At 34.3% G+C, this 26,718-nt stretch carries 21 protein-coding genes; 5 read left to right on the top strand and 16 right to left on the bottom strand.

Translation table 11 applies throughout. From position 1 onward, the window contains the following. The first annotated feature begins 3 nt into the window (after nt 1-3). Nucleotides 4-1,110: an NADH:flavin oxidoreductase gene (locus B0A64_RS21800; protein WP_089481580.1), complete on the top strand. Its 1,107-nt coding sequence runs from the start codon at nt 4-6 to the stop codon at nt 1,108-1,110. 190 nt (nt 1,111-1,300) lie between these two features. Here the strand turns inward: B0A64_RS21800 and B0A64_RS21805 are convergent, their stop codons facing one another. The 3 genes from B0A64_RS21805 to B0A64_RS21815 all read right to left on the bottom strand — a co-directional run bounded on the left by B0A64_RS21805 (nt 1,301) and on the right by B0A64_RS21815 (nt 6,628). Then, nucleotides 1,301-2,437 (bottom strand): acyltransferase family protein, encoded by a 1,137-nt coding sequence (locus B0A64_RS21805; RefSeq protein WP_089481581.1) that lies wholly within the window; start codon nt 2,435-2,437, stop codon nt 1,301-1,303. A gap of 119 nt (nt 2,438-2,556) precedes the next feature. After that, nucleotides 2,557-4,773: a glycoside hydrolase family 3 C-terminal domain-containing protein gene (locus B0A64_RS21810; RefSeq protein WP_089481582.1), complete on the bottom strand. Its 2,217-nt coding sequence runs from the start codon at nt 4,771-4,773 to the stop codon at nt 2,557-2,559. Nucleotides 4,774-4,984: 211 nt separating this feature from the next. After that, nucleotides 4,985-6,628 carry a DUF6377 domain-containing protein gene (locus B0A64_RS21815; RefSeq protein WP_089481583.1) on the bottom strand — a complete coding sequence of 548 codons (1,644 nt, stop codon included), beginning with the start codon at nt 6,626-6,628 and terminating at the stop codon, nt 4,985-4,987. Nucleotides 6,629-6,763: 135 nt separating this feature from the next. On the opposite strand from B0A64_RS21815, the gene B0A64_RS21820 reads away from it, so the two are divergent. Beyond that, on the top strand, nt 6,764-7,108 hold the full coding sequence (locus B0A64_RS21820; RefSeq protein ID WP_089481584.1) for a 5-carboxymethyl-2-hydroxymuconate Delta-isomerase: 345 nt from the start codon (nt 6,764-6,766) through the stop codon (nt 7,106-7,108). 222 nt (nt 7,109-7,330) lie between these two features. Here B0A64_RS21820 and B0A64_RS21825 read toward each other — a convergent pair whose 3' ends face one another. Both B0A64_RS21825 and B0A64_RS21830 read right to left on the bottom strand, forming a co-directional pair. Further along, nucleotides 7,331-9,595 carry an acyl-CoA dehydrogenase family protein gene (locus tag B0A64_RS21825; RefSeq protein ID WP_089481585.1) on the bottom strand — a complete coding sequence of 755 codons (2,265 nt, stop codon included), beginning with the start codon at nt 9,593-9,595 and terminating at the stop codon, nt 7,331-7,333. A gap of 308 nt (nt 9,596-9,903) precedes the next feature. Beyond that, on the bottom strand, nt 9,904-10,821 hold the full coding sequence (locus tag B0A64_RS21830; protein WP_089481586.1) for an EamA family transporter: 918 nt from the start codon (nt 10,819-10,821) through the stop codon (nt 9,904-9,906). Nucleotides 10,822-10,923: 102 nt separating this feature from the next. On the opposite strand from B0A64_RS21830, the gene B0A64_RS21835 reads away from it, so the two are divergent. Next, a complete protein-coding gene (locus B0A64_RS21835) occupies nt 10,924-12,345 on the top strand; it encodes an aminotransferase-like domain-containing protein (protein WP_089481587.1) in 1,422 nt (473 codons plus the stop codon). 70 nt (nt 12,346-12,415) lie between these two features. Here B0A64_RS21835 and B0A64_RS21840 read toward each other — a convergent pair whose 3' ends face one another. The 6 genes from B0A64_RS21840 to aspA all read right to left on the bottom strand — a co-directional run bounded on the left by B0A64_RS21840 (nt 12,416) and on the right by aspA (nt 19,294). Continuing rightward, nucleotides 12,416-13,363, bottom strand: coding sequence for a bestrophin family protein (locus B0A64_RS21840; RefSeq protein ID WP_089481588.1), 948 nt, complete (start codon nt 13,361-13,363; stop codon nt 12,416-12,418). Between the two features lie 46 nt (nt 13,364-13,409). Beyond that, nucleotides 13,410-14,132: an adenine nucleotide alpha hydrolase family protein gene (locus tag B0A64_RS21845; protein WP_089481589.1), complete on the bottom strand. Its 723-nt coding sequence runs from the start codon at nt 14,130-14,132 to the stop codon at nt 13,410-13,412. Nucleotides 14,133-14,209: 77 nt separating this feature from the next. Next, nucleotides 14,210-15,613 carry a HAMP domain-containing sensor histidine kinase gene (locus tag B0A64_RS21850; RefSeq protein WP_089481590.1) on the bottom strand — a complete coding sequence of 468 codons (1,404 nt, stop codon included), beginning with the start codon at nt 15,611-15,613 and terminating at the stop codon, nt 14,210-14,212. Nucleotide 15,614: 1 nt separating this feature from the next. Continuing rightward, nucleotides 15,615-16,289: a response regulator transcription factor gene (locus B0A64_RS21855; protein ID WP_089481664.1), complete on the bottom strand. Its 675-nt coding sequence runs from the start codon at nt 16,287-16,289 to the stop codon at nt 15,615-15,617. Between the two features lie 160 nt (nt 16,290-16,449). Beyond that, nucleotides 16,450-17,718 carry a BamA/TamA family outer membrane protein gene (locus B0A64_RS21860; protein ID WP_089481591.1) on the bottom strand — a complete coding sequence of 423 codons (1,269 nt, stop codon included), beginning with the start codon at nt 17,716-17,718 and terminating at the stop codon, nt 16,450-16,452. A gap of 166 nt (nt 17,719-17,884) precedes the next feature. Continuing rightward, nucleotides 17,885-19,294 carry an aspartate ammonia-lyase gene (gene aspA, locus B0A64_RS21865; protein WP_089481592.1) on the bottom strand — a complete coding sequence of 470 codons (1,410 nt, stop codon included), beginning with the start codon at nt 19,292-19,294 and terminating at the stop codon, nt 17,885-17,887. 335 nt (nt 19,295-19,629) lie between these two features. On the opposite strand from aspA, the gene B0A64_RS21870 reads away from it, so the two are divergent. Further along, nucleotides 19,630-20,208: a pentapeptide repeat-containing protein gene (locus tag B0A64_RS21870; RefSeq protein ID WP_089481593.1), complete on the top strand. Its 579-nt coding sequence runs from the start codon at nt 19,630-19,632 to the stop codon at nt 20,206-20,208. A gap of 162 nt (nt 20,209-20,370) precedes the next feature. Here the strand turns inward: B0A64_RS21870 and B0A64_RS21875 are convergent, their stop codons facing one another. The 5 genes from B0A64_RS21875 to glyA all read right to left on the bottom strand — a co-directional run bounded on the left by B0A64_RS21875 (nt 20,371) and on the right by glyA (nt 24,969). Further along, complete coding sequence (locus B0A64_RS21875) at nt 20,371-20,910, bottom strand: hypothetical protein (RefSeq protein WP_123875946.1); 540 nt, start codon at nt 20,908-20,910, stop codon at nt 20,371-20,373. Nucleotides 20,911-20,949: 39 nt separating this feature from the next. Continuing rightward, nucleotides 20,950-21,450 carry a GNAT family N-acetyltransferase gene (locus tag B0A64_RS21880; protein WP_089481595.1) on the bottom strand — a complete coding sequence of 167 codons (501 nt, stop codon included), beginning with the start codon at nt 21,448-21,450 and terminating at the stop codon, nt 20,950-20,952. A gap of 249 nt (nt 21,451-21,699) precedes the next feature. Further along, a complete protein-coding gene (locus B0A64_RS21885; RefSeq protein WP_089481596.1) occupies nt 21,700-22,740 on the bottom strand; it encodes a GMP reductase in 1,041 nt (346 codons plus the stop codon). 230 nt (nt 22,741-22,970) lie between these two features. Continuing rightward, nucleotides 22,971-23,564: a tRNA-(ms[2]io[6]A)-hydroxylase gene (miaE, locus tag B0A64_RS21890; protein ID WP_089481597.1), complete on the bottom strand. Its 594-nt coding sequence runs from the start codon at nt 23,562-23,564 to the stop codon at nt 22,971-22,973. 130 nt (nt 23,565-23,694) lie between these two features. Continuing rightward, complete coding sequence (gene glyA, locus B0A64_RS21895; protein ID WP_089481598.1) at nt 23,695-24,969, bottom strand: serine hydroxymethyltransferase; 1,275 nt, start codon at nt 24,967-24,969, stop codon at nt 23,695-23,697. Between the two features lie 108 nt (nt 24,970-25,077). Here glyA and fahA point away from each other — a divergent pair, with 108 nt between their 5' ends. Then, on the top strand, nt 25,078-26,361 hold the full coding sequence (fahA, locus tag B0A64_RS21900) for a fumarylacetoacetase (RefSeq protein WP_089481599.1): 1,284 nt from the start codon (nt 25,078-25,080) through the stop codon (nt 26,359-26,361). The last annotated feature ends 357 nt before the right edge of the window (nt 26,362-26,718 follow it).

Consider the following 26,718-nt stretch of genomic DNA (forward strand, 5'->3'; position numbering starts at 1 on the left):
ACTATGAGTACAAACAACCTGTTTTCGCCATTTAACTTAAAAACGTTAAATCTTAGAAATCGAATCGTAATGGCGCCAATGACGCGCTCTTTTTCTCCAAACGGAGTACCAACTGATGAAGTAGCTGCTTACTATCAAAAAAGAGCCGAAGGCGAAGTTGGTTTAATACTATCTGAAGGAACTGTTATCGACAGACCTTCGTCATCAAATGATGGAAATGTACCTCACTTTTATGGAGATGAATCTCTAAAAGGATGGAAAAAAGTGATTGAGGAAGTTCATGCTGCCGGAGGTCAAATGGGACCACAAATCTGGCACATGGGTATCATGGACAATCACCACTCAGGATGGGTTCCGCCGGTACCTTTTGAAGGTCCGTCAGGATTAAACCGACCAGATTTTAGTAACGGAAATACAATGTCTGAAAAAGATATTGAAGATACTATTCTTGCTTTTGGAAAAGCTGCTGCCGATGCTAAAAGACTAGGTTTTGATACCATCGAAATTCACGGTGCTCATGGTTACCTTATCGACCAGTTCTTTAGAGCCGAAACTAATTTACGTACGGATAGCTATGGCGGAAAAACGCTTCCGGAACGTAATCGTTTTGCTATCGAAGTGGTAAAAGAAATTAGACGACAAGTGGGGAATGATTTTGCTGTAATCATGCGTTTTTCTCAATTTAAACCTTCTGATTATAATTATAAACTGGCCAAAAATCCGCAAGAATTAGAAGCCTGGCTTACACCTCTTGTTGCTGCCGGAGTTGATATTTTGCACTGTTCGCAACGTAGATTCTGGGAACCTGAATTTGAAGAATCTGACCTGAATTTTGCCGGATGGGCTAAAAAAGTTACGGGAGCACCAACTATTACAGTAGGTTCTGTTGGACTTTCTGGTGATTTCTTTGGAGCTTTTGCCGGAGAAAGTTCTCAACCAACTTCTTTAGAAGAATTAAACAGACGTTTCGACAGAGGCGATTTTGATTTGGTTGCAGTTGGAAGACCTCTTTTATCTGACCCTAATTGGGTGGCCAAAATCAAAGCTGGTAAAACAGATGAATTAAAAGGTTTTAGTAAAGAAGCTTTGGGTGCATTGGTTTTAGAATAAGTTTTTTTTTAAAAGGTACAAAGATGCAAAGGTTCAGAGGGACAAAGGTTTCCTTGATTGAACTAAATATAAAAGGGATGAAACCATAAGGTTTCATCCCTTTTTTTAGGCTCAGACGTCAAATCTCAAAGAGACAAAGTTCGCTCTCTGATCCTTTGCTACTTTGAGCCTTTGCACCTTTGCACCTTTTCTATACCACTTTGCTCCTTTTTTGAAACTTATTCTGAAGCCAATTGCGTACAGGTTCATCGTATAATTTCAAAGACAAAAAGGCAATTAGAATACTGGCAGCCAAAACTCCGATTCCTGTAAGGTAACCGTCTTTTAAGCTCACTTTATTATCAATTACCCAAGCGGTATACCAGTAAATAAGGGGATAATGTATGATATAAATTGGATATGAAATATTTCCTAAGGCTTTGCATATTTTAACCGAAAGTAAATTTTTGATTTCACCTCCAGCTCCTATAGCAACAATTAGCGGAAATAAAAGAATTATAGAAAATGATTCGTACAAACCATTCATCCATAAACTATTTTCGTCGCCTATTCTTGGTATCGCAAAAATAACGATGATCATGATACTGCAAATCCAGAATGCTCCTTTTACATGGATTAACTTGCCTAAACGGGACAATAAAACTCCTGCAAAAAAGGGATATAATAAACGGGTAAAACCAACATTTAATTGCTCTAAGTTTAAAGACCAACCTCCTATCACATCTCCTTTGGGTCCAAAAACGGTATAATTAATGAGCATTGCGGCAAATAGCAAAACAAAGAATCCCAAAACTTTATTAGAGAATTTACGAAATAATACTGCATAAAGTATATTGGCAATATATTCGAAAAAAAGGGACCATGCGGGACCGTTAAGCGGGTGCATTTCGCCCCAGCCTCTTATCTCTAATGATGGCGGAATGGGTAATAATGTAAACCCTATTACCATTGTTAAAATCACTTTCCAAACGGCCATTCCGGCAATTTGAGGAAATACTCCCGAGGCTTGAAAATAGTAGAATATGGCTCCTATAATCATACCCATAATTACCATGGGTTGCAAACGAATTAAACGGCGTTTGTAAAATTCCCATTGCGTCATTTTTGCCCAGCGATCGTCGTAAGCATAAGCGACTACAAATCCTGATAACAGAAAAAAGAAATCTACGGCAAGATAACCGTGATTGATGATTTGTTTGAAACGGCTTCCTTCGTTATGTGCTTCCAGAATGTGAAAAATAACAACTAAAATTGCGGCTACTCCGCGCAGTCCATCAAGAATTTCATAATGTTTTTTGGGTTGAATATCAGTAGAAGTTGAACTCATAAAAATATTTTTTTGGTGGTTAAATGGTTAGTTTTCTTTGTTGGTTAGTCTTTTTAAAAGCAAAGCTGCAACTTTTTACACTTGCAGCTTTACAACCAACCAATTTAGAAATAATGAAATTATTGAAGTGAGAAGCCCACTTTTGATTTTATATCTGTAGACGATGCCCCAACAATTGCTTCAAAAGCTCCCGGTTCTGCAACCCAGTCGTGTTTTTTATCATCAAAAAAGCTTAAAGCTGTTTTGTCTACCGTAAAAGTTACCGTTTTTTCTTCTCCTGCTTTTAGCACAATTTTCTCGAATCCTTTTAATTCTTTTATCGGACGTGGCAATGAAGATTTTAAATCGCTGATATAAAGCTGAACTACTTCTGAACCTTCTCTTGTTCCTGTATTTTTTACTTTAACAGAGAATGTAATTTGATCTCCGGCAGCTATTTGTTTTTTATCTGCTGTTACTTTTCCGTACTCAAAAGTTGTGTAACTTAAACCATGACCAAAAGAGAATAACGGTTTTACTTTTTGTTTGTCTGCCCAACGGTAACCTACAAAAATGCTTTCTTTGTACGTAACATCTGCTCCTCCCGGAAATTCTCCTAAAGCATGTGCTCCATTATCTGATAATTTTACAGGGAAAGTAAATGTTAGTTTTCCGGAAGGATTTACATCTCCAACCAAAACAGCTGCCAAAGCATTTCCTGCTTCTGTACCTAAAAACCATCCTTGTACGATTCCCGGAACTTCTTTTACCCACGGCATTGCCACAGCATTTCCTGAAACATTTACAAAAACTACATTTTTATTTACTTTAACTAAATCTGTTATTAATTTATCCTGATTGTAAGGAAGTCCCAATTCTTTGCGATCGTGTCCTTCGTCATCCTGATTTTCGCTTTTGTTTAAACCTCCAATAAAAATAACAATATCAGCATCTTTGGCAATTTTCAAAGCTTCGGCAGTCAATTCTGCAGCAGAGCGTTTTTCTTCTAAACTTACTTTTGCTACAACTCCGTTATAATTACTGGTAGGATCTCCTACATAACCACGAGCATAAACGATTTCGGCCTCATTTCCAATTCTCTTTTTTAATCCTTCAAGAGGTGTAATTTCATATCTTGCTTTAAGCGAAGAGCTTCCTCCGCCTACTGTCATCATTTTGATTGCATTTTCGCCAATAACAGCAATTTTCTTTGTTTTAGAAAGGTTAATTGGTAAAATATTGTTGTTATTTTGTAGCAATACAATTCCTTCTTCGGCAATTTTAAGACCTGCTTTAGCATGCTCCTCTGTACCAAAAGATCCAAAAGGTCTGTTTCTGTCCATAGTGGTTAAAAACGATAAACGTAAAATACGACGTACTTTTTCGTCTAACTCTTTTGTTCCAATCTCTCCTTTTCTAATCATTTCAGAGTAAGGTTTGGCTAGAAAGTAGTTGTCATAAGCATTACTTGTTCCCCATGAAAGTCCGTTTGTCCAGGAACCAAACTCCATATCAAGACCGTTATGAATGGCTTGTTTTGTGTCGTTTACTCCTCCCCAATCTGATACTACAACACCTTTAAAACCCCATTCTCCGCGAAGAATATCATTAAGCAAAAATTCGTTATGACAACATTGCTGACCTTTATATTTATTGTATGATCCCATGATTGCCCAAGCGTCACCTTCCTGAACAGCTGCTTTAAAAGCCGGAAGATAAATCTCGTACAAGGCACGATCATCAACAATTACATTTACAGAGTTACGGTTTGTTTCCTGATTGTTTAATGCAAAGTGTTTAACGCACGCAGCAACTCCATTAGACTGAACTCCTTTTATATAAGGAACCACCATTTTTGAAGTCAAAAAAGGATCTTCGCCCATATACTCGAAGTTACGACCGTTTAATGGTGTTCTGTAGATATTAACTCCGGGTCCTAATAATACATTTTTGTTACGGTAACGTGCCTCTTCTCCAATAGATTTTCCGTATAAAGAAGATAATTCTTTGTTCCAGGTTGCAGCAAGTGCTGTTAAAGCCGGAAAGGCGATACAAGAATCGTTTGTCCAGCCAGCCTGATCCCATTCGTCCCATAAAACTTCCGTACGAATTCCGTGAGGTCCGTCAGTCATCCAGTTTTCAGGAATTCCTAAACGTTTTACACCCGGTGAACTAAATTTAGATTGCGCATGAATCATCGCAATTTTCTCCTCTGTTGTCATTCTTTTAAGCGCATCTTCGACACGCTCATTCATAGGCTTTTTATCATCAAGATAAACCGGAACTTTATTCTGTGCATTCACACCAATCGAGCTCAACAAAAGTAAAACAACAATTGTTTTAACGTTTTTAAACATAACTATTAATTTATTAAAGCATTTAATTTATAATCTAAAGATCGCATAAAGTCTTTACAACCTTTTTAATAATACTGTAAAGCTAAAACGTTATAGTTCGTTTTGAATTTTTAAACGAAAAAAAGTAGTGAAATAAAAAACCAAATGTTTGATTATCAATTTATTAACAAAAATTAAACCTCAAAAAAAGTAGTGATTTTAAAATAAATAATTAGACTTTCAAGGAAATTAAACCAATTTTTAGGATCATTTCTTCAAAATCATTTCGAGAAACTGCGGCTTTATTTCGTGCTCTGGTTCGATAATTATAGATCGTGCTTAAAGAGTACCGCAAAAAGGCAGCAATTTTTACACTGTCATTAATTCCTAAACGAATCAAAGCAAAAATTCGAAGTTCCGTATTTAGCAATTCTCCCTGTTTTAAAACAACTTGTTCTTCTTTGATCAAAAGTGCATTAAAATCTTTTACAAAAGTGGGGTATAAATTAAGAAAGATAATATCAAAATTCTTATACAATTCTTCGAGTTCATTATCTACCAAAGTGGTTGATTTTAGCATTTTATAAATTTCATCAAACTGTTTTGCAGTGGCTTTTTTGTTTAAAATAATACGATAATTTTCCAGCTTATTGATGTAGGTCGAACAAAGACTGAAAAAATGTGCTATATATTCTTCTTTAATATGATTGGATTCAGACAATTGTGCGTTACGTTCCTGCAACTGATTGTTCGTTTCTGTAATGTCTTTATTTAACTCTGCCAGTTTTTGACTTGTTATAAAAAGTTCTCCCCGTATTCTGGATACCTTTTTCATTTGTTTGTATACATAAATAATGGCTACAAGCAAAAATGCCGAAAGTAAGCTGATGCATAACAGATAAAGTTGTAATTCGGTTTTTCGTTGCGCTTCTCTCTCGAGATAAACGGTATTGATAATCGAATAAACCTCAGACATTAATAAGGTACGAAACTGAACGTTGCAATACAAGGCATCTTCAATTGCCGACTGTGTCAATTTGTACGCCATATCGACATCGCCAATCTGGTAAAAAACCAAGGCTAATTCCTGTAACGATGCATTGTCTTTATTGGCATTTTTAATGTCTGAAGTTGCAGAAAGCGCATAGTATTTTTTTCTGGATTCTAATTGATGGCCCGCTTCATAGATACTACCCAAAAGATAAGTTACCATAGCATATTGCGCATTGTCCTCTTTAATGTTTGCAAATAATTCTAATAACTGTTTCTCAGCAATTTTAAATTTTTTCTGAGACATTATCTGCTGGATTTTAGTGACCTGATAGATTAGCGTATTAGGTTCTAAAACGGTCAGTAAAGAATCGCGGTACATTTGTATTTGCTCAATGTATTTTATGTCGTAACTATTGGCGGCATAGTGCTCAAAAAATTCCCGATAAGCAATGTAATAATTTTGAAGCAATGGTTTTGACAATGTTTTTTTGTCGATGTTTTTTAAAAGAGCTTCGGATTCCCTGTATTTTCCTGAAGACGAATATAAGGTTACCAATTGTAGATTGGCTAAGTTTAGTAACTCTTTATTTTGAAGATCCGTAGCAATTTTCAGATTCTTTTTTACATAAAAAATAGCCGAATCTGAATTGAATTTCTGATACTCTGTATATAGGGTTTTGTTGTAATTGTATTCTTGTTCTTTAGACAAATTATCTGACTTTATCTTTTTAAAGTTCAAAATACGCTCTTCTTTAAGCCTCACATACTGCCCTTTATTTCGAAGCGCATCGTTAAGCTTTGATAAAATAGTATCTGTACTGTCTGATGGATAAACAGGAATACTTAAAAAAACAAACAAAAAAAGCAATAGATAATTTTTCAAAACAAATTTACAGCTATAATGAGACTTACAAATATAAGAAAGTGTGCCTATAAAAATGAATTATTTATGAGTGGTAAATTTTGAATTTCGTAAATTTGAGAGAACTCAATTTCTAAACTCTAAAACGCTGTACAAATGCCTCACTTTATTATTGATTGCTCTGAGAATGTTATACGTTTAAAATCTGCAGATGATATTATGCAGGAAGTTTTTGATGCCGCATTATCTACCGGACTCTTTGTTGCATCTGAAATTAAGGTGCGTATTAATCCTTTTACATATTATAATAACGGAAATTCTCTGGATGATTTCATTCACGTTTTTAGTTATATCATGGAAGGTCGTGATACAGATCAAAAAAGCAAACTATCAAAAGTAATTGTAAACCAACTGAATAGAATTTTACCCGAAGTTCCAGTAATTTCGATCAATATAAAAGACTTCGAAAAAGCGACTTATTTTAATAAAACGATGATTTAACACGCTTCGTGATATAATAAAAGTAATGACAGTTGTTGTTTGTTGTTAAAAATAGCTCATTTTTTTGCCACAGGTTAGAAGGATTAGAAAGAATTTTTTCTTGTTTAAANNTTTAAACAAGAAAAAATTCTATTCTCTATTTTCTTCCCTCTTTCATCTTCCCTCTTTATTCTTCCCTCTTTATTCTTTCCTCTTTCCTCTTTATTCTTCCCTCTTCCCCTCTCAAAACCCCACAGCAATTGGCGCAGCAAGACAACTCTCCGGAATATCAAAAGCATTGACTAATGAAACGGCATCAGGTCGAATATCCCAACAAAGCTGATTGACCATTTTACGGATAGCTTTGGTTTTTACGGCTTCCATATAACCATCTTCGAGATACCAGGCTTTGTTTTTTTCTATTTGCGAAAGCGCGTAAAGATGATTGAGTTTTATCAATATTTCTTTTGATTTAATATCCTCTACTGCTTTTATTGCCAATTGAAATTGTTCCAGCACTACTCTTTCTAAATACGCCTGAGCAACATCGATCATTTGATGCTGCACGACATTAAAAGCGTCATAAGGTTCTAAACCGCCATCGACTAATTTTTTAATTCGTCGTGCTGCTGATGCCAATATTGTTTTTTCTCTGTGAACAAAAGCCTGCAAATGAAACTCTTCGTCTAATAAATGTTCATCATCTGTTTTGCGGGTTGCAATTGGATTTTTTTCGGTAAGGGCTGTTTTAGCATTTTCGTACACATAATTAATGATTCCGGCAGCCCCCATTTCTCCAAACGATTTTCTAAATTCCGACAAACGATTTTTAGCAACCAATTGCATTAAAACAGTATTATCCCCTTCGAAAGTCGTGTATATTTCGGTATCATTTTTTAAAGCATCGATTCGGTTTTCAGACAAATATCCTTTTCCGCCACAGGCTTCGCGGCATTCCTGCAGGATGTCTCTTGTACTCCAGGTCGAATAGGATTTCATTCCTGCTGCCAGGGCTTCAATTTCCTGCATTTCGGCTTCGGTTTTATTCAGGAAACGATTTGTCAGATATTGCAAAGCAAAATGAACGGCATAGGTTTTAGCCAAAGGCGGAATCAAGCGACGCTGGTGCATTCTGTAATTTAAAATTGGCACTTCAGATCCTCCTTCGGGACCAAATTGTCTTCGCTGATCACTGTATCGAATGGCAATTGTTAACCCGGATTTTGCTGCTGCCAATGCTGACCGCGGAATCCCGATTCGTCCTCCAACCAAAGTTCCTAACATCGTAAAAAATCGCCTGTTGTCACTCGGGATCGGGCTTTGAAATTCGCCTTTCTCATTTACAGAAGCAAAACGATCGAGCATATTTTCTTTAGGAATCACTACGTGATCAAAACTAATGGTTCCGTTATCCACCCCGTTTAATCCCATTTTATGTCCGCAATCGCCAATCGTAACGCCGCTTAAAGTGTTTCCGTTTGTATCTCGCAACGGAACCACAAAGGCATTCACACCATAATCATGATCGTCGATAATCAGTTTTGCAAAAACAGTTGCCATTTGTCCATGAACCGCAGCGTTGCCAATATATTCTTTCTGGGCATTTTTATTAGGGGTATGAATTGTAAAAGTTTGATTGCTATGATTATATGTAGCTGTAGTTTCTAATCCCTTTACGTTTGAACCATGATGTGTTTCGGTCATGGCGAAACAACCCGGAATTTTTAAGGATCCAATATCTTTTAAGTATTTGGCATAATGTTTCTCTGTTCCCAGCGATTGAACGCTCATACCCCAAAGTCCAAACTGAACACCAAATTTTATTACCAGACTTAAATCATGATAACTTAAGGTTTCCATAATTGCAAAATAATCGGCTATGTTTTCTCCTCCTCCATATTGTTTTGGATATGCCATATTTCCGAGATTTTCTTCGGCCAGAATTTTACACCAATTGTATACCGTTTGGCGGTAAACGTTTATATCTGTCGAAGTTTCGTAAGCAAATTCAGGTCTCGAAATAACCAATTTTACTTTGTTGATGATAGCAGCTTCTTTACCATTTAAAATAGCTGTTATTTTTTGAATATCAAAATCAGCGTTTGTTTGAGAATTTGCTGTAAAAGAATTGGCTTTTGTTTTAAAATTCTGAAGCGCTTCTTCGCCCAAAATTCCGAGGTCATTTTCGAGCTTTATAAAATCTGATTGTAAGGTCGAGATGTCTACATCTTTTTCTGACAGGGCTTCTGCAATATCAAATATCGATTTTATATCTGTTTTATTCTGAATGCTGTTTTCAATATCCAGTTTCCATTGTGCAAGTTCATTACGCGAAGGCGGATTCGAAATATCTACTCTTGCAAGCAATTGTTGCTTTTCTTCGGGCGAAAGCCAGGTCAGATCATTGATAAATTTCTGAATGGTTGTAAACTCTTTTTGAGTCAGTAAATCATCAGACCATACTAAATAAAATAACGGAGTAAAGGCTTGTAATTTGGTATTTTTCATATAAATAGTTGTTCAGTTTGTATATTTTTTTTTGCCACAGATTATTATTTTTTGCCACGAATTTCACGAATTTTCACTAATTAATTGTTCTCTACTATTGCTTATCACATCGTAAAAAAGTTCACGCAGATTGAGCAGATTGAGCAGATTAAAAAATTCGCGAAAATTCGTGAAAATTCGTGAAATTTGTGGCGAAAAAAGATCGCATAAAAAAACAGGAATGAAAATACTCATTCCTGTTTAAACATCCTGTTAAGATTCTGGTAATTTATATTTTAAACCAATAAAAATATATAACAAACCATTAATTACTTAGAATCTTTGGATATTGTGACAAACCTTTGCTTAAGCGCAAAAATATGATGTGAATTAAAAACTAAGACTGCCAGAAAAACAATTCCGTAAGCGATAACCTGTACAAGTCCAAATGGTTCTTTATAAAGAAACATCGCCAATAGAAAAGCAATCATTGGATTAATATTTAAAAGCATTCCCACGGTTGATGAATTAATACCTGAAAGGGCATATAAATTAAGAAACAGCGGGAAAATGGTAAACAAAATGGCAATGGTTTCGATACAGAAATAAAACTTAAATTCTGTTGGAACCGGACCACTATAAACCGGATAAAATGGCAGTAAAACCAAAGCTGCCAAGGTAATATGAAAGGTCAGGATTATAAACTTGTCAAAACCTTTATTAACCCGCTGACTTACAAGATAAGATGCATAAGTAGACCCTATAATGATACTAAAAAACATGTCCATTATGTTGGCATACGATAAAAGCATACAGCCTGAAATGCTTAATCCAACTGCGATCCATTGTGTTTTGCTTAGTTTTTCGTGCAAAATAAAATAAGCGAGTAATGTGGTCAAAATTGGGCAAACTAAATAGGCTAACGAAGTTGCTTTTACGCTAACATGATTCATTACATAAATAAATGTAAACCAATTTGCCATTAAAAAAACGCTCCCTCCAATATTCAATAAAACTGTTTTTCGTTTCTCGAAAGTTGGTAATGCTTTAAAGGTTTTTATGGCTTCTTTTATACTTTTTCTTTTAAAGGTAAAAGCAATAAGCAACATTAGAATACTACAACTAAAAACGCGGTAGAATAATATATCCAATGAAGCATAATCATGTATTGGTCTTAAAACCAAACTAAAAAAGCCCCAGATCACAAAACAGGTAATGGCAGCTATGTAGTATTTTGTTGTTTTCACGAAATTTTAGTTTTGGTTCGTTTTCTATAAAACAAATTTCTAAAAAATAAAATAGCAATACAGATACAGTTTTTGTAAATTGCACCATAACAGTTTTTTTTTATGAAAAATTCAAATTACTTATATCTGCAATTTGCTGACAGGATCGAAAAGCAAATAAAATCGGGGGTTTTAAGCGTTGGCGATAAGCTGCCGTCTATACGGGAGGTCTGTGCCAAAACAGGATACAGCATGAGTACGGTAAGCAAAGCTTATTATGAGATCGAAAGCAGATCGCTGGTGGAATCCAGACCACAATCCGGTTATTATGTTAGTAATATTTCGGCAAGAACGATTCCTGAACCTTCGCCAAGCAGTCCAATTTTAAAAAGTGCAAATGTTGATCGGGAGGACTTAATCGATCAGGTTTACGGCAATATGACGGATCCTGATATTACAATGCTTTCTTTGGGGTTTCCTTCTAATGAACTTCTTCCTATTGCTAAATTAAACAAGGGAATGATTCAGGCGATGCGACAACTCCCAAATAGCGGAACGAGTTATGAACAGGTAAAAGGCAATGTAAATTTGAGAAGAGAAATTGCCAAATGGTCTTTTACCTGGGGAGGATCACTAACAGAGGAAGATATTATTACGACGCCAGGTTGTACCAGCGCGATATCGCATTGCCTGATGACGCTCACACAACCCGGAGATACTATTATTACTGAAAGTCCCGCTTATTTTGGTGTCTTGCAATTGGCTAAATCTTTGGGATTATATATCATGGAATTGCCTACGAATATGACAACAGGAATAGAATTGGAGGCGTTGAAAAAAGCACTTTCGTCTAAAAAAGTAAAGCTTTGTTTGCTCATGAGTAACTTTAGTAATCCGTCCGGAAGTATGATGCCGGCAGAGCATAAAATAGAAGTGGTAAGGTTAATGGAGTTCTACAACATTCCGCTAATTGAGGATGATATTCACGGTGATTTGTACTTTGGCTCAAGCAGACCAACGAATTGTAAAACGTATGACGAAAGCGGAATTGTGCTTTGTTGCAGTTCTGTATCAAAAACTCTGGCACCGGGTTATCGTGTAGGCTGGGTTTCGCCGGGAAAGTTTAAAAAGCAAATATTGCGTAATAAAATTTATCACTCCCTCTCCTCTCCTACTATTACGCATGAGGTTGTAGGCGATTTTCTAAAAAATGGACGTTATGAAAATCATCTTCGAAAAATACGCCAGATCCTCAATCATAATTGCAATAATTATATCAATACGATTTTAGAATCTTTCCCAAAAGGTACAAAAGTGAGTCAGCCTCAGGGTGGTTTTTTTCTTTGGATCGAGCTGGACAAAAATGTCGATACGGCTGCGTTTTATCATTTGGCAATGCAACACAATATTAGTATTGCACCGGGAAGAATTTTTTCTTTTCAGGATCAATTTTCAAATTGCATGCGATTGAGTTTTGGTTTGCCATGGACAAATGAACTAAGGCAATCGATACAAATATTAGGAAAACTGCTTCATCGTTACTAAAAAAAAAGCCGGACAACGTTATGGAAGTCGTTGTCCAGCTAACAAATTGAGAAACCAAAATCAATTTAAATTATAAAACAAAGTAAGCGTTGTTTTCCGCTTTTTTAAGTTCAGGTTTAAGATCAAATTCTTTGATGATGTCAAATTCACTTTGATACTCGTTTAACATCTGCATTAAATTCTTTTCGATCGTATTCGCAATAGCGGTTACAGGTGTATCTGTTGGTCTGTTTTCGAAAGGATCCTGCAAATGAATCGCCATTTTTTCGATCAGAAAGAACATTCCTCCTACAATTGTAATTAACGGAATGGCAAACCAGCTCAATAAACTAATTAAGCCAAATGGCAATAACAGAATAAACAAACACAACGTCATTCTGATATACATACTGTATGTCGTTGGAAAAATGGTGTTTTTAATACGCTCACATTTTCCCATTGCATCACATAATCTCGACAGTGTATTATCGATTTCTACTTGTTGGTACGTATTAAGTCGTTTGTCTTTTTTGGCAATTCTAAGATCTCTGGCATGCAGCAATAATATTGCATTTGGAATATTCTGATGATTTTTTACAAAATTCAATTCTTCTTCACTAATAAAATCCCTGATGGGTTTTATAGCATCTTTGTTTCGTAAAGCCTGTCCAAGACTATAACACCATGCAATTTGCCTTTTGGTAAAATTTTCTTTAAACTCATTTGCTTCTACAGAAAAACTGGGATCTTTATAAAAAGTAAGCATTTGCCTTACGAGGGTTCTGGATTCGTTTACGATTGATCCCCAAATGATACGGGCTTCCCACCATCTGTCGTAAGCCTGATTGGATTTGAAAGCTAATAATAACGATATAATTGTACCTACCATTGTAGGTATTGCAATTGGAATATCTACGGAAACATTGATGAAATAATGGTGAAAAATTTCAAACAATATAGTATAAGCCATAACAAGACCTAACTCTACTTTAATTTTTCCGAGAACATACTTCATTGGGATTCTTTTCTTTAATAACATAATTTTCGGTTTAAATTAAACTTATCTTTTTTGAAAAAACTTGGTATTATGCCAATTCTTCGTAAAGCGATAAAACCGGAAGTCCAAGTTTATCGTTTAAATTTTCTTTTTTATTTTTTTTAAATTTTATCTTTTCTCCTTTACGGGTTTCTACCAGCAAATCGATATCGTATTTTGAGATCGCTTCTGATAAATAAGGCGCAAAATTTTCGTAGTTATCATCGAAGTTGGCGGTTTGACTTACAATTTCGAATGAAAAATTCTCGTTCAAAAATTGTTGAACATCCTTAACATGCATATTTGCACTTGCATTTTCGATATAAAGGGCTTTATTAAAATCATCTTTAATCTGTTCTAAACCTAAATGTAAGATTGGGCATTTTTGGTTTGCTGCCAATTGAACAAGGTATTGGTGAATTCTTTTTGTTTCTTGTTTATAAGAGTGTGTAAGAATTACTAATTTTACAGAGAAAACGTCAATTATACGTTTAAAGATTGGAGATGAAAGTCCGTATTGATTGTGTACTTTTATTTTGCAATTGGGTGTGTGCTCGATTATATAACGGCACGTTTCCAGAACGAGTTCCTGACTATTGGTTAGTCCTGTACGCATTTCGCGCAAATAACCTGAAGATGAAAAAGTATCTGGAGCATCAGAAACCATCATTAAAATGATTTCACAACCTGATGATTTTGCCTGATTTACTGCTGATTTTACAGCAAAAATAGTATCATCTTTTAAAGTGGTAGGTATAAGGAAATTTTTCATGTGTATAATCGTTTAGTTTATACATACAAAATAACTACCTCAAAATTAGAAGGGTCTTAATTTAAAATTAGAACTTTCTAAGATTCAACATTAGAATTTTTAATGTCAATTTTCTTTATTTTTGATTTCTTGAAAACAATAGTTACAATAGTTCCTTTATTTTGCTCGGATTGCACTTGTATTTCGCCATCGTGCATGCGGATAATTTTTGACGCCAACGGAAGCCCTAAACCGTAACCAATATATTTAGTTGCAATTTTTCCTCTAAAGAAAGGTTCATACAAATGCGGAATATCTTCTGGCGGAATACCAATACCAATATCATTTATAGCAATTTTAATCATTTCCTGATTGGCAGAAAGCGTTACAAATACTTCGTTGTTGTCTGAATATTTTACACCATTTGTAACAATATTATTAATAGCAAGCTCTAAAAGTGGTTTGTTGCAGGGAATCAGTAACAGATTAGAATCTTTGGGAGCAAAATTAAATTTCATACTAACACGGTTATCAGGATAAATTTTATCAAGATCTGATTTTACATCCATTAATAACTCGTCGATTCTGGCAATGTCTAATACTTGTTTTTTGCCATCGTAACCTGTTTGTGTTAGTTTTAATAAACTTTCTGTCAGGTTTCCTAATTTGGATGCCTGACTATAAATATTCTCTAAAGACTGGATATATTCTGAAACGTCTCTTTCTTTAAGAAGCATAATTTCAGACTCGGCAATAATGGTTGTTATTGGCGTTTTTAATTCGTGCGAAGCATTATTGATAAAATTAGCCTGAATTTCAAAAGAGGTTTCTAAACGATCCAACATATCATTGAAGGTCTCGGTAAGATCTGAAATTTCATCTGAATTTTTGACTGCTGGTAATCTGTTATGCAGGTTCGAAGCACTAATTCTATTTACTTCCTTTGTAATTCTTGCTACCGGATTAATGACACGTTTTGCCAGGAAGCGCCCTAAAAAGAAGGCTAAAAGGATGAAGCCAAAACCTCCAAAAACTAATATTTTGGCAATAAAAATAGCTGTAGTTTTTCCTCTGCGGTCTCTTGCCCCTACTATTACAATGTATTTTTGATTGTTTTCTTTAAAAACCTGTCCTAGATAATACTTACTGTTAATTTCATAATAATCTTCGCCGGTTCTGAGAACATTGGTATAAAACTCGTTAGGCAAATTAAGATTGGTATTGTAGTCGAAACTATTGGCACTGTTTATCTTAAGAACAAATTCTTCTTCTTCGATAAGTTCTTCAAGACCGTTTTTTTTTAATTCGCGATAGTATTTGCTTTTTTCAGGATCATTTTGAAAATGAATTGACGCCACAATTTTAGCTCTGTCTTCTAATCGTTTCAGGAAATGGTATCTGTTGTTTTCCCGAAACAAGACAAAAACGATAATACACAATAAAAGTGTACTAAAGGTTGAAAGTGCTACATAAGTATAAGTAATTTTTTTTCTTATATCCATTTTATGGCTTTATGACATAACCTAAACCTTTCATGGTATGAATAAGTTTGGTTTCAAAAGGTTTATCTATTTTTTTTCTTAAATAGGTAATATAAACATCTACAACATTAGTGTTCATATCAAAATTAATATCCCAGACATTGTCCAGAATTTGATCTCGTGATACTATTCGTCCGGAATTTTTGGCTAAATAATAGAGTAATTTAAACTCTTTTGCGGTTAAAATTATCGATTCTCCGTCTCTTTTTACCGTTTTTGCTCGTCCGTTTATCTCTAAATCACCAACTGTTATTGTATCAATTTTTTCGGTTTCCTGATGTGCTCTTCTGTTTAAAGCGTTTACACGTGCATCAAGTTCTCCAAATTTAAACGGTTTTACCAAATAATCATCGGCACCGGCATTAAGTCCCGTTACAATATTTTCTGAAGTTCCAAGGGCTGTTAAAAGCAAAACAGGAACAAAATTCTTGCTGGCACGCAGACGTCTGCAAATTTCTATTCCGTTAATATCCGGAAGCATTACATCTAAAATTACAACATCAAAATTATAGTTATGAAGCATTTCCAGAGCCGTTGTGCCATCCATAGCCACACTAACTTCGTTATTGTTTTCGGCAAATCCTTTGCGTAAAATCGATAAAAGATTTGGTTCGTCTTCGACTATTAGTAATTTCATGTTGATTAAAGTATGAATAACAAAAATAAGGATTGCCATCAAAAATTTAAATCACAATAGTTATAAATTATGATTTAATTATGAACAATAACTTTCAGTAACAAAAAAAAGCATTCGCTAGTGTTGGATGCTTTTGCCTTTTTAAGAATCATTTATCCTTTTAAAAAGTTTCTCCTGCATTTAGATAAAATCCTTTTGAATTATTTCCCCACGCATAATCTAAAATTAAATTGGTCCTTGTTTTTTTATCGATCAAAATACGCAAACCAATTCCGGCAGTAGGCTGAACTGATTTAAAAAGAGCCGTATTGTTATCGCCATTACTTTCAGTTACAAAATTGGTAAAAACGGTACCACTAAACATTTGATTGCAGGTAATTGGGAACCTGAATTCTGTCGATAAATAGATCAATCCATTTCCTCTAAATAATCCCTGAGTATACCCTTCTCCGCTTCGGCTGCGTTGATCCCAGCCTATTGCAGGTAAATTTAAATACGGAACCTTTCCGCGCGTTACAAATTGCCCATACGTCCAAAATGCCAAAATATATCGAGCATCCTTGCTGGAAACTGGTATAAAATGGCGATACTCTGCATACAGAACGTTACTGTAATCCTGATTGTTAAACAAAACCGGATTAAAACGATAGTTGATATTAGCAAACCAACCGCGTGTAGAATTTACCTGATTGTCTCTGGAATCATAAACTAAATTGAAACTTACCCCATTTAAAAAATATTCTAAATCACTAAATCCGTGCTTTTGGCTGTAGTCATAGTGATAAGTGTATTGGCCATTTTCTACATCGAGATCTTTATCTTTTATGCTCGAATACCAATCGAGATTTATTCCTCCGCCAACATAAAAATTTTTATAAACTTCAAAAGATACAGTCTGGTGAAATTTAAAATAATCATAATCCATAGGCTGAGCAATAGAATCGATGCTAAAGTTATTTTTTTTGCTGTGATTTGGAATAATATCAGTTCCTAATCCATAATTGGGCTGCGAGAAAATATATAATCGATAATCACCACTTAAAAATATTCTATTGTTTTTGAGCAGAATATTATTTTTGACATTTACCAGTAATTGTTTTTTTGTGGTATAGGTAATACCTAGATTGGCGATAGAATATTTATCTGATTCCTGTTTTCCTTTGAAAGTATATTGCGCTACTCCGCCAAAAAAAAAGCCCGTTGCAGGCTGTGAACCAATTGCCGGAATAACTAAGAAGAAATTATTTTTTGTGGGTTTAACAACATAAACTGAATCTTTCTTTTTAAAGATTTCCAAGATTGTTTTGGGCGTACATGATTCAGGATTGGATGTTTGGGTTTGTGCTATAGAACTGAACGCCATAAAAAAGAGTACCCCTAAGATTTTATACTGATGATGAAAATAATTATTTTTTAAAAATTTTACCATTTGCAAGTTTTAATTTTTCATAAATAATATTCAATCGTTATGTAAATATATGCCTTATTTTCAATATTTTACAGAATATATTTACTAAAAAAAACACTAATACGATGTAAAAAAAAGCCACCAATAAAAAATTGATGGCTTGTATAAACTAATCTGATAAAATTTTCTATTTTGTGATAAACTTAGGATTGATTAAGTTGTCTAATGAATAAATTTCATCCCATTTTTCTTGTGTAATCAATTGCCTTTCGACCACTACAATTTCATGTACGCTTTTATTCATTTTTAAAGCTTCTCCGGCAATACTGGCACTTACTTCATACCCTAAAATTGGATTAAGCTGCGTTACAATTCCAATACTATTCATAACCATATTGTAGCAATGATCTACATTTGCCGTAATCCCTATGATACATTTATCAATTAAAGTCTGAATAGCGTTTGAAAGGTAATCTAACGATGTAAACATGGCGAAAGCAATAACAGGTTCCATTACATTCAACTGCAATTGTCCTGCTTCGGCGGCCATAGTAACGGTTAAATCCTGACCTATTACATAAAAACAAGTCTGATTTACTACTTCTGGAATTACAGGATTTACTTTTCCGGGCATAATAGAAGATCCAGGCTGACGTGCCGGCAAATTGATTTCGTTAAAACCTGTTCTTGGTCCTGAACTCAATAATCTTAAATCGTTGCATATTTTAGAAATTTTTACAGCAGTCCTTTTCAAGGTTCCCATAATTTGAACGTAAGCTCCTGTATCAACAGTTGCCTCAATTAAATCCGGAGAAAGTGTTAACGGAATTCCTACTTCTTTGGCTAAGTAATTAACGCAAATTTCAGGGTATCCTTCTGGTGCGTTTACTCTTGTACCAATTGCTGTGGCTCCCATATTAATTTCCAGAACCAAACTTTGGGCATCTTTTAATCTTTTTACATCTTCGCCTATTGTTGTTGCATACGCTTTAAATTCTTGTCCTAAAGTCATTGGTACAGCATCCTGCAATTGGGTTCTTCCCATTTTTAAAACGCTTTTAAACTCTTCTCCTTTTGCAGCAAAAGCAACTTCTAAACCTTCTAATGTTTTAATAAAACGCTCCATTTTCATGTAAAGTGCAATTCTAAAAGCCGATGGATAAGCATCATTTGTAGATTGAGAACAGTTGACATGGTTGTTGGGATGCAAAAAGTTGTAATCTCCTTTTTTATGCCCTAAATATTCCAGACCAATATTGGCAATTACCTCATTGGCATTCATATTTACAGATGTTCCTGCTCCACCCTGAATCAAATCACTCACAAATTCCTGATCAAATTTACCTGCAATTACCTGATCGCTTCCGTAACAAATAGCTTCGGCAATTTTAGGATCAAGTGCACCACAATCTTTATTGGCCAGGGCTGCTGCTTTTTTTACATATCCTAAAGCTTTGATAAACAAAGGTTCTTTTGAAATTGGAATTCCTGTAATGTTAAAATTCTCTACTGCTCTAAAGGTTTGGATACCATAATACAGATGATTTGGGATGTCTAATTCACCTAAAAAATCATGCTCTTTTCTTGTTGATTCCATATAATATAAATTGTTACGTTTTAGCTTTAAAAAAAACACTGTAAAGCTACACCAAAGTACTAGTATAATAAAGGATTTCAAATCAAAATATCACAAAGTTTTTCTAAAAATCAGGTCTTAAAATTAAACACTTATCAGTTTAGGATTAAAATAATACCAAATCCATAAAAAACCAACATCCAAAACAATTTTAAATTCTTCTGGTAGAAAGTTTTTATTGTTGGTTTTCTTCTAAATAAAAGCAACAAAAAAACTTATAATTAACTACTTTTGTCCTCCATAAATACTCATATAAGTAGTATCTTTTTAATCTAAAATAATCCTTAAGAATAATCTTGAAAAAAGCATCTGAATATTTCCTTGATAAAGAATATGATACCATTACTTATGGTAGAGATGATGCTAATTTTAAGGATTTTGAAGGTTGTATTTTCAATAATTGTAATTTTACCGCCTGTACTTTCTTAGCAGTAACTTTTATCGATTGCATTTTTAATGATTGTATTTTTAACGAAGCAAAAATTAATTATGTAGCTTTTAGAACCGCAACTTTTAATCGCTGCGAAATTAAAGAAGTGAATTTTGCTATGTGTGATAAACTTATTTTCGAAGTTCATTTTTATGACTGTACTTTAGATTTTTCGAAGTTTTATACGCTAAAAATAAAAGGAACTACATTTACCAATTGCAGTTTGATTGCAGTAGATTTTATGGCAACAGATCTTACGAGTGTTCTTTTTGAAAATTGCGACTTATACCGATCAGAATTTGATAAAGCAATCGCCAATAAAGCCGATTTTAAAACAAGCTACAATTATACCATCGATCCATCAAAAACAAAACTAAAGAAAGCTGTTTTTGCTTTAAAAGAATTAAAAGGATTATTGTTTAAGCATGATGTGATTGTGAGTTAAGCACATAAAAAAAGCCAGTATGATACTGGCTCTTGATTACTATATTTTTATTTTGGGAATTTACCCTACTATAACATCTCTTTTCATAATAAATAATTTAGATTAATTTATATACAATATTATCAAATAATTACGTAATAGACTAATTATTAGTGTTAATTGTTAGCCAACTCCAAGATCATCTCCAGACTTAAATTTTCTGGTAGTAATGACATCTTTAGAATAAAAATCTTTTACAAATATATCTGTAAAACCAGACAATGAATGTCTTGCAATTACGGTAAGTCTAATATAGGACGAATTATCGCTCCAACTAGATTCAATATCTTCTATTGTTCTTACTCTCATCGCATGCAGGCTATTTGTATCACTCTTTTTTCTGCAGGGAATGTATGAGATAAAATTATCTTTTAGAACTATATCTTTTCCCTGAATATTCATTCCTCCAACACCTCCAACTTGTTTATAAAAAGTAGGTTCAATTCTAATATCAAATATTTCTGAATTTGTTTTATTAATAAATTTAAAAAAGTAGTTTGTCTCTCCTTCAAAAGAAATTTTACTGATGTATGATGATATTTCTATTTTTACTCTTTTCCGATTTAGAAAATACATTAAAAACAGATAAGATGAAATTACTCCTGTAACAATACTTACAATTATTCCTAAAACTATCTCCATCAATTTAATTTGCTTATTCAAACAAATATATGTTTTAATTTTAACAAGTAAAATATTATTTTAAAGAAACGTTTTTTTCATTACATAATCTTCCATTAAATAACCGTTTCCTATTTCGATGTTTACTTCATCAACAACTTCAAAACCTATTTTTTTGTAAAATCCTAAAGCTGCATTGAACCGGTTTACGTTTAGGGATAATGCTTTTGAATTGTTTTCTAAGGCTAGTTTTTGAATTTCGTCAATCACTCTTTTGCCAATTCCTTTTCCTTGTGTTTCGGGTAAAAGATATATTTTATGAATTCTTGTTACTGCTTCGTCTTTATAGTTATGTTCAATCCCTATAAATCCTAAGTTGGTATTATCCTGATAAATTAAATAAAATAATTGTTCTTTTTTATTGTATTGGTTTGTTAAGGCTTCATCAGAATAAATTAGATCCAACATATAGTCTAATTGCTCTTTAGACAAAATTTCACCGTATGTAATTGGCCAGGTTGTATGTGCTATTTCCTGAATTCGTTTAATATCGTTTAGTGTCGCTTCTGTAATCGTAATCATATTCTATTTTAAATGGTTTATGTTAACCCGTTGGGTGTAATTACTTCATCTGTTCGCTTCGCTTGAGTCGAAAAAAATATATTTAACACATAGAAACATAGATTTTTTTAGCTAAAAAGAATGCAAAAACAAATATATTTCTTTCACATAGCTAAGCTATGTATATTTTAAATAAGTGAAACGCCTTTTTTGAAGGTCCAAAAGCTATATTTCTATGTGTTAAAATTAATTACACCCAACGGTTTTATGTTAATTTGTAAATACTTGATTTTCCTGTTCGCTTACTCTTATAAAGGTAGTACGTTTGGTAAGTTCTTTTAATCGTGAAGCCCCAACATAGGAACAAGTACTTCGCAAACCGCCCAGAATATCCAAAACGGTATTGATAACCTGCCCTTTAAAGGGTATATGAACTGTTTTGCCTTCACTTGCTCTGTATTCGGCAACACCACCATCATGTTTGTCCATTGCGGTTGTTGAGCTCATTCCGTAAAATTGTTTGAATTTTTCGCCGTCTATTTCGATCAGTTCACCTCCGCTTTCTGTATGACCGGCCAGCATGCCGCCCAACATTACAAAATCTGATCCCGCTCCAAAAGCTTTAGCTATATCTCCGGGACTACTGCAGCCACCATCGCTAATAATATGTCCGCCTAAACCGTGAGCAGCATCTGCACATTCTATAATAGCCGAAAGTTGCGGATATCCAACACCTGTTTTTACCCGAGTGGTGCAAACAGAACCGGGACCAATGCCAACTTTTACAATATCTGCTCCAACTAATAATAGTTCTTCTACCATTTCGCCAGTAACTACATTTCCGGCAATGATAACTTTATCAGGATATTGTTGTCGTATTTGCTTTAAAAACTGAACAAAGTGTTCTGAATATCCGTTGGCAACATCAATACAAATAAATTTAATTAGTGGATTTGCGGTCATAATTCGACCAATTTTCACAAAATCTTCTGCTCCTGTTCCTGTACTAATCGCAATAAAGTTGTAAAAATCCTGGGTTACATTTTTTAAAAAAGCATTCCACTGCTGAAGCGTATAATGTTTATGAATAGCTGTAAAAAGTTTTTCTTTGGCCAAAATTGTTGCCATCTCAAAGGTACCAACAGTATCCATATTGGCAGCCATTATAGGAATTCCTGTCCAAATTGCTGTACTATGCAAAAATTTAAAATTTCGTTCTAATGAGACTTCAGACCTACTTTTTAGTGTAGATCTTTTAGGTCGTATCATTACATCTTTAAATCCTAGTTTTAGATCAGTTTCTATTCTCATGGCTCTAAATTTTCGTTACTCTCAAATATAAGAAATTTTAGATTGCCTATTTTAGATTTTAGATTATTAAAACTTTGTGGTTAATTTTTGCACACGGATGACACGGATTCGCTATCGCGAAAATGCGGATTTAAACGTTTTTTTTTAATTGAAAATATTCTTATCGCAACGCGTTTCGACTGCGCTCAACGTGACAACCGCAAACTGAAACTGAAAACTGAGACTAAAACCTATCCGTGAATTGTTTCTCCTTTTCCGTAATTGGTAATAATAGATTCTTCAAAAGCGAGCCACTCTCTCCAACGTTTTTCGACGTCGATTCCTACACCATATTTTCTGGCGTATGTAATAAATGTGGTATAATGCCCTGCTTCACTCTCCATTAAATCTCTATAGAAAATGGCTAATTCTTCGTCCTGAATATTCTCAGACAATACTTTAAAGCGCTCGCAACTTCTGGCTTCAATCATAGCCGAAAAAAGTAATCTTTCTACCAGACCGGAAACGCGACTTCCGTCACCGCTTTTTTTCATGTATAAATAAAGTTCATTTACATAATCGTCTTTGCGCTCGCGTCCTAATTTTAATCCTCTTTTGATAATAATATTGTGAACCTGCTCAAAATGATCAATTTCTTCTTTGGCTAAGGCTAATAAATCTTTTACCAAATCCTGATGTTCAGAGTTATTAGTAATAATTGTAATCGCATTTGTTGCCGCTTTTTGCTCGCACCAGGCGTGATCGGTCAAGATTTCTTCAATATTTTTCTCTACAATATTTACCCATCTTGGATCTGTTGGTAATTGTAATCTTAATACACCCATTTTATAAGTCTTAAAGTTAGAAAGTCATAAAGTTCTAAAGTCAAAAAAAGTCGAAGATCAGAACTAAAACAGAATTTACATTCAATTTCAAGACTTTCGACCTTCGACTTTAAGACTTTATGACTAATTTTTAATAAACGAAAATTGGTCTTTCGCTCATCATTTCATTTACTTCGTTTGCTACTTCTTCGATAATAGCTTCATTTGTATGATCTGCTAATACTCTATCGATTAAAGCTACGATAGTTTCCATGTCTTCTTCTACTAAACCACGTGTTGTGATTGCAGCTGTTCCTACACGAATTCCTGAAGTTACAAATGGTGATTTATCATCAAATGGAACCATATTTTTATTTACAGTGATTTCTGCTTTTACTAATGCATTTTCAGCTTCTTTACCAGAAATATTTTTGTTTCTTAAGTCAATAAGCATCATGTGATTATCTGTTCCGCCAGAAATAATTTTGTATCCTCTTTTTACAAAAGCATCTGCCATAGCATTTGCATTTTTTTGCAACTGCATTGCATAAGTAAAGAACTCATCTTTTAGGGCTTCACCAAAAGCAACAGCTTTAGCAGCAATGATATGCATTAAAGGTCCGCCTTGATTTCCTGGAAAAACAGCAAGATCTAATAATGATGACATCATTCTGATATCTCCTTTTGGAGTTTTTAAACCTTGTGGGTTTTCAAAATCTTTACCCATTAAGATCAAACCTCCACGTGGTCCACGCAAGGTTTTGTGGGTTGTTGTAGAAACTATATGACAATGAGGGATTGGATCATTCATTAATCCTTTTGCAATAAGACCAGCAGGGTGAGAAATATCTGCAAACAAGATTGCTCCTACGCTGTCAGCGATTACTCTAAAACGCTCAAAATCCATATCACGAGAATAAGCAGATGCTCCGGCGATAATTAATTTTGGTTGCTCTTTTGTTGCAATTTCCTGAATTTTATCATAGTCTAAACGACCTGTTTCAGGATCTACTCCGTAAAAAACAGGTTTGTATAAACGACCTGAAAAGTTTACAGGAGAACCATGAGTTAAGTGACCACCGTGAGATAAATCGAAACCTAAAATAGTATCACCAGGATTTAAACAGGCATGGTAAACTGCTGTATTTGCCTGAGATCCTGAGTGTGGCTGAACGTTTGCATACTCAGCACCAAATAATTCTTTGGCTCTGTCAATTGCAATTTGCTCAATAACGTCAACTACTTCACAACCGCCGTAGTATCTTTTGCCAGGATATCCCTCAGCATATTTATTAGTTAAAACAGATCCGGCTGCTTCCATTACTTCATCACTTACAAAATTCTCTGAAGCGATAAGTTCTAATCCGTGAATTTGTCTGTCTTGTTCCTCTAGTATAAGGTCAAAAATTTGTTCGTCGCGTTGCATTTTTTCGTTTTTCGTTAATTTCCTGCAAAAATACAAAAAAACGTTTGTCAAACTGCTAGATTATGATATATTTGACATAGAATTTTTCAACAAATAATTAACATTCACATGCCAATAACCGCTAACGATACCAAAAGAAAATCATGGTTAGAAGTGCCAGAAAATAGCGACTTCCCTATTCAAAATATTCCTTTCGGTGTATTTCTTACTAAAGAAAATGTCGTTACAGTAGGAACACGAATTGGCGATTACGCTATAGATTTAGGGGCTCTACAACAATTAAACTATTTTGCCGGAATAGATTTAACAGATGATATGTTCATGCAAGACACGCTTAATGATTTTATTTCTGATGGAAAAAAAACATGGCGTTTAGTTCGAAATCGAATTGCTGATATTTTCGACGAAACCAACCCACAACTAAGAGATTCAACAAAAGATCGAGATATTGTTATTTTTAAAATCGACGATGTAGAGATGCAATTACCGGTTTTAATTGGGGATTATACTGACTTTTACTCGAGTAAAGAGCACGCTACAAACGTTGGAAAAATGTTTCGTGATCCTGAAAACGCTTTATTACCAAACTGGTTACACATACCTGTAGGGTATCACGGAAGAAGTTCTACTATTGTTCCGTCCGGGATTCCGGTTCACCGACCAATGGGACAAACTTTACCGGCTGGCGAAAAATATCCCGTTTTTGGTCCGTCTCGTTTAGTAGATTTCGAATTGGAAACTGCTTTTATTACTACGGATGTAAATATAATGGGAGAAAATATTCCAACGTATGAAGCCGAAGATTATATTTTTGGGATGGTTTTATTGAATGACTGGAGTGCACGTGACATCCAGAAATGGGAATATGTGCCACTAGGGCCATTCTTAGCCAAAAACTTTGCTACATCAATTTCTCCATGGATTGTAACTATGGATGCCTTAGAACCTTTTAGAACCAAAGGTCCTAAACAAGATCCATCGCCATTGCCTTATTTACAAACTAAAGGTAAAAAAGCATTTGATATTCATCTTGAGGTTTCTATAAAACCTGAGGAAGCAGAAGAAACGATAGTATCAAAATCAAACTTTAAATATTTGTACTGGTCGATGAGCCAACAATTAGCACATCATACTTCTAACGGTTGTCGTGTAAATTCTGGCGATATGATGGGTTCAGGAACAATTTCCGGCCCTACTCCTGATAGTTTTGGTTCTATGCTGGAATTGACTTGGGGAGGACAAAATCCTCTGAAATTAAACGATGGCAGCGAGCGTAAATTTATCGAAGATAATGATACGGTAATTATAAGAGGTTTCTGCGAAAATGCCGAGGTAAGACTTGGTTTTGGAGAGGTTTCCAGTCAATTATTACCTCCGTTTATCAGACCATGAAGAGCAGATAAAATATCGGAATAAATACAAAACCTCGAAAGTGATTTCGAGGTTTTTTGTTTTTATGCTTTTTGCCTCATATTAAAATGATTTTTCTCATTTTATTATTTCATTATTTAAAATTTAGAGGTTTTTTTTTGTTTTTGTTTGAATTGCCTCCTGCTTTAGCTGGAGAATAATTTTTAAGGTATAAAAAAGGGCTTTAGCCAAAATAGCAATTTGGCTAAAGCCTTAATATATTGACTTTATATTCCCTCCAGTTGAAACTGGAGGCTATGCAATAAAATTATTTAACTTAAAAAACTTGGCGACTTGGCGAGATTAAAAAAATTCCTAATGAAGGATAAAACCCGCGAA

Source organism: Flavobacterium araucananum (assembly GCF_002222055.1).
Classification (GTDB): Bacteria; Bacteroidota; Bacteroidia; order Flavobacteriales; family Flavobacteriaceae; genus Flavobacterium; species Flavobacterium araucananum.

Bases quoted from the DNA above. Each gene is read 5' to 3' on its own strand.
- B0A64_RS21800 (WP_089481580.1), top strand. From the start codon at position 4: ATGAGTACAAACAACCTGTTTTCGCCATTTAACTTAAAAACGTTAAAT.
- B0A64_RS21820 (WP_089481584.1), top strand. From the start codon at position 6,764: ATGCCTCACTTTATTATTGATTGCTCTGAGAATGTTATACGTTTAAAA.
- B0A64_RS21805 (WP_089481581.1), bottom strand. From the start codon at position 2,437: ATGAGTTCAACTTCTACTGATATTCAACCCAAAAAACATTATGAAATT.
- B0A64_RS21885 (WP_089481596.1), bottom strand. From the start codon at position 22,740: ATGAGAATAGAAACTGATCTAAAACTAGGATTTAAAGATGTAATGATA.
- B0A64_RS21850 (WP_089481590.1), bottom strand. From the start codon at position 15,613: ATGGATATAAGAAAAAAAATTACTTATACTTATGTAGCACTTTCAACC.
- B0A64_RS21860 (WP_089481591.1), bottom strand. From the start codon at position 17,718: ATGGTAAAATTTTTAAAAAATAATTATTTTCATCATCAGTATAAAATC.
- B0A64_RS21810 (WP_089481582.1), bottom strand. From the start codon at position 4,773: ATGTTTAAAAACGTTAAAACAATTGTTGTTTTACTTTTGTTGAGCTCG.
- aspA (WP_089481592.1), bottom strand. From the start codon at position 19,294: ATGGAATCAACAAGAAAAGAGCATGATTTTTTAGGTGAATTAGACATC.
- B0A64_RS21880 (WP_089481595.1), bottom strand. From the start codon at position 21,450: ATGATTACGATTACAGAAGCGACACTAAACGATATTAAACGAATTCAG.
- B0A64_RS21835 (WP_089481587.1), top strand. From the start codon at position 10,924: ATGAAAAATTCAAATTACTTATATCTGCAATTTGCTGACAGGATCGAA.
- fahA (WP_089481599.1), top strand. From the start codon at position 25,078: ATGCCAATAACCGCTAACGATACCAAAAGAAAATCATGGTTAGAAGTG.
- B0A64_RS21845 (WP_089481589.1), bottom strand. From the start codon at position 14,132: ATGAAAAATTTCCTTATACCTACCACTTTAAAAGATGATACTATTTTT.
- B0A64_RS21825 (WP_089481585.1), bottom strand. From the start codon at position 9,595: ATGAAAAATACCAAATTACAAGCCTTTACTCCGTTATTTTATTTAGTA.
- B0A64_RS21855 (WP_089481664.1), bottom strand. From the start codon at position 16,289: ATGAAATTACTAATAGTCGAAGACGAACCAAATCTTTTATCGATTTTA.
- B0A64_RS21840 (WP_089481588.1), bottom strand. From the start codon at position 13,363: ATGTTATTAAAGAAAAGAATCCCAATGAAGTATGTTCTCGGAAAAATT.
- glyA (WP_089481598.1), bottom strand. From the start codon at position 24,969: ATGCAACGCGACGAACAAATTTTTGACCTTATACTAGAGGAACAAGAC.
- miaE (WP_089481597.1), bottom strand. From the start codon at position 23,564: ATGGGTGTATTAAGATTACAATTACCAACAGATCCAAGATGGGTAAAT.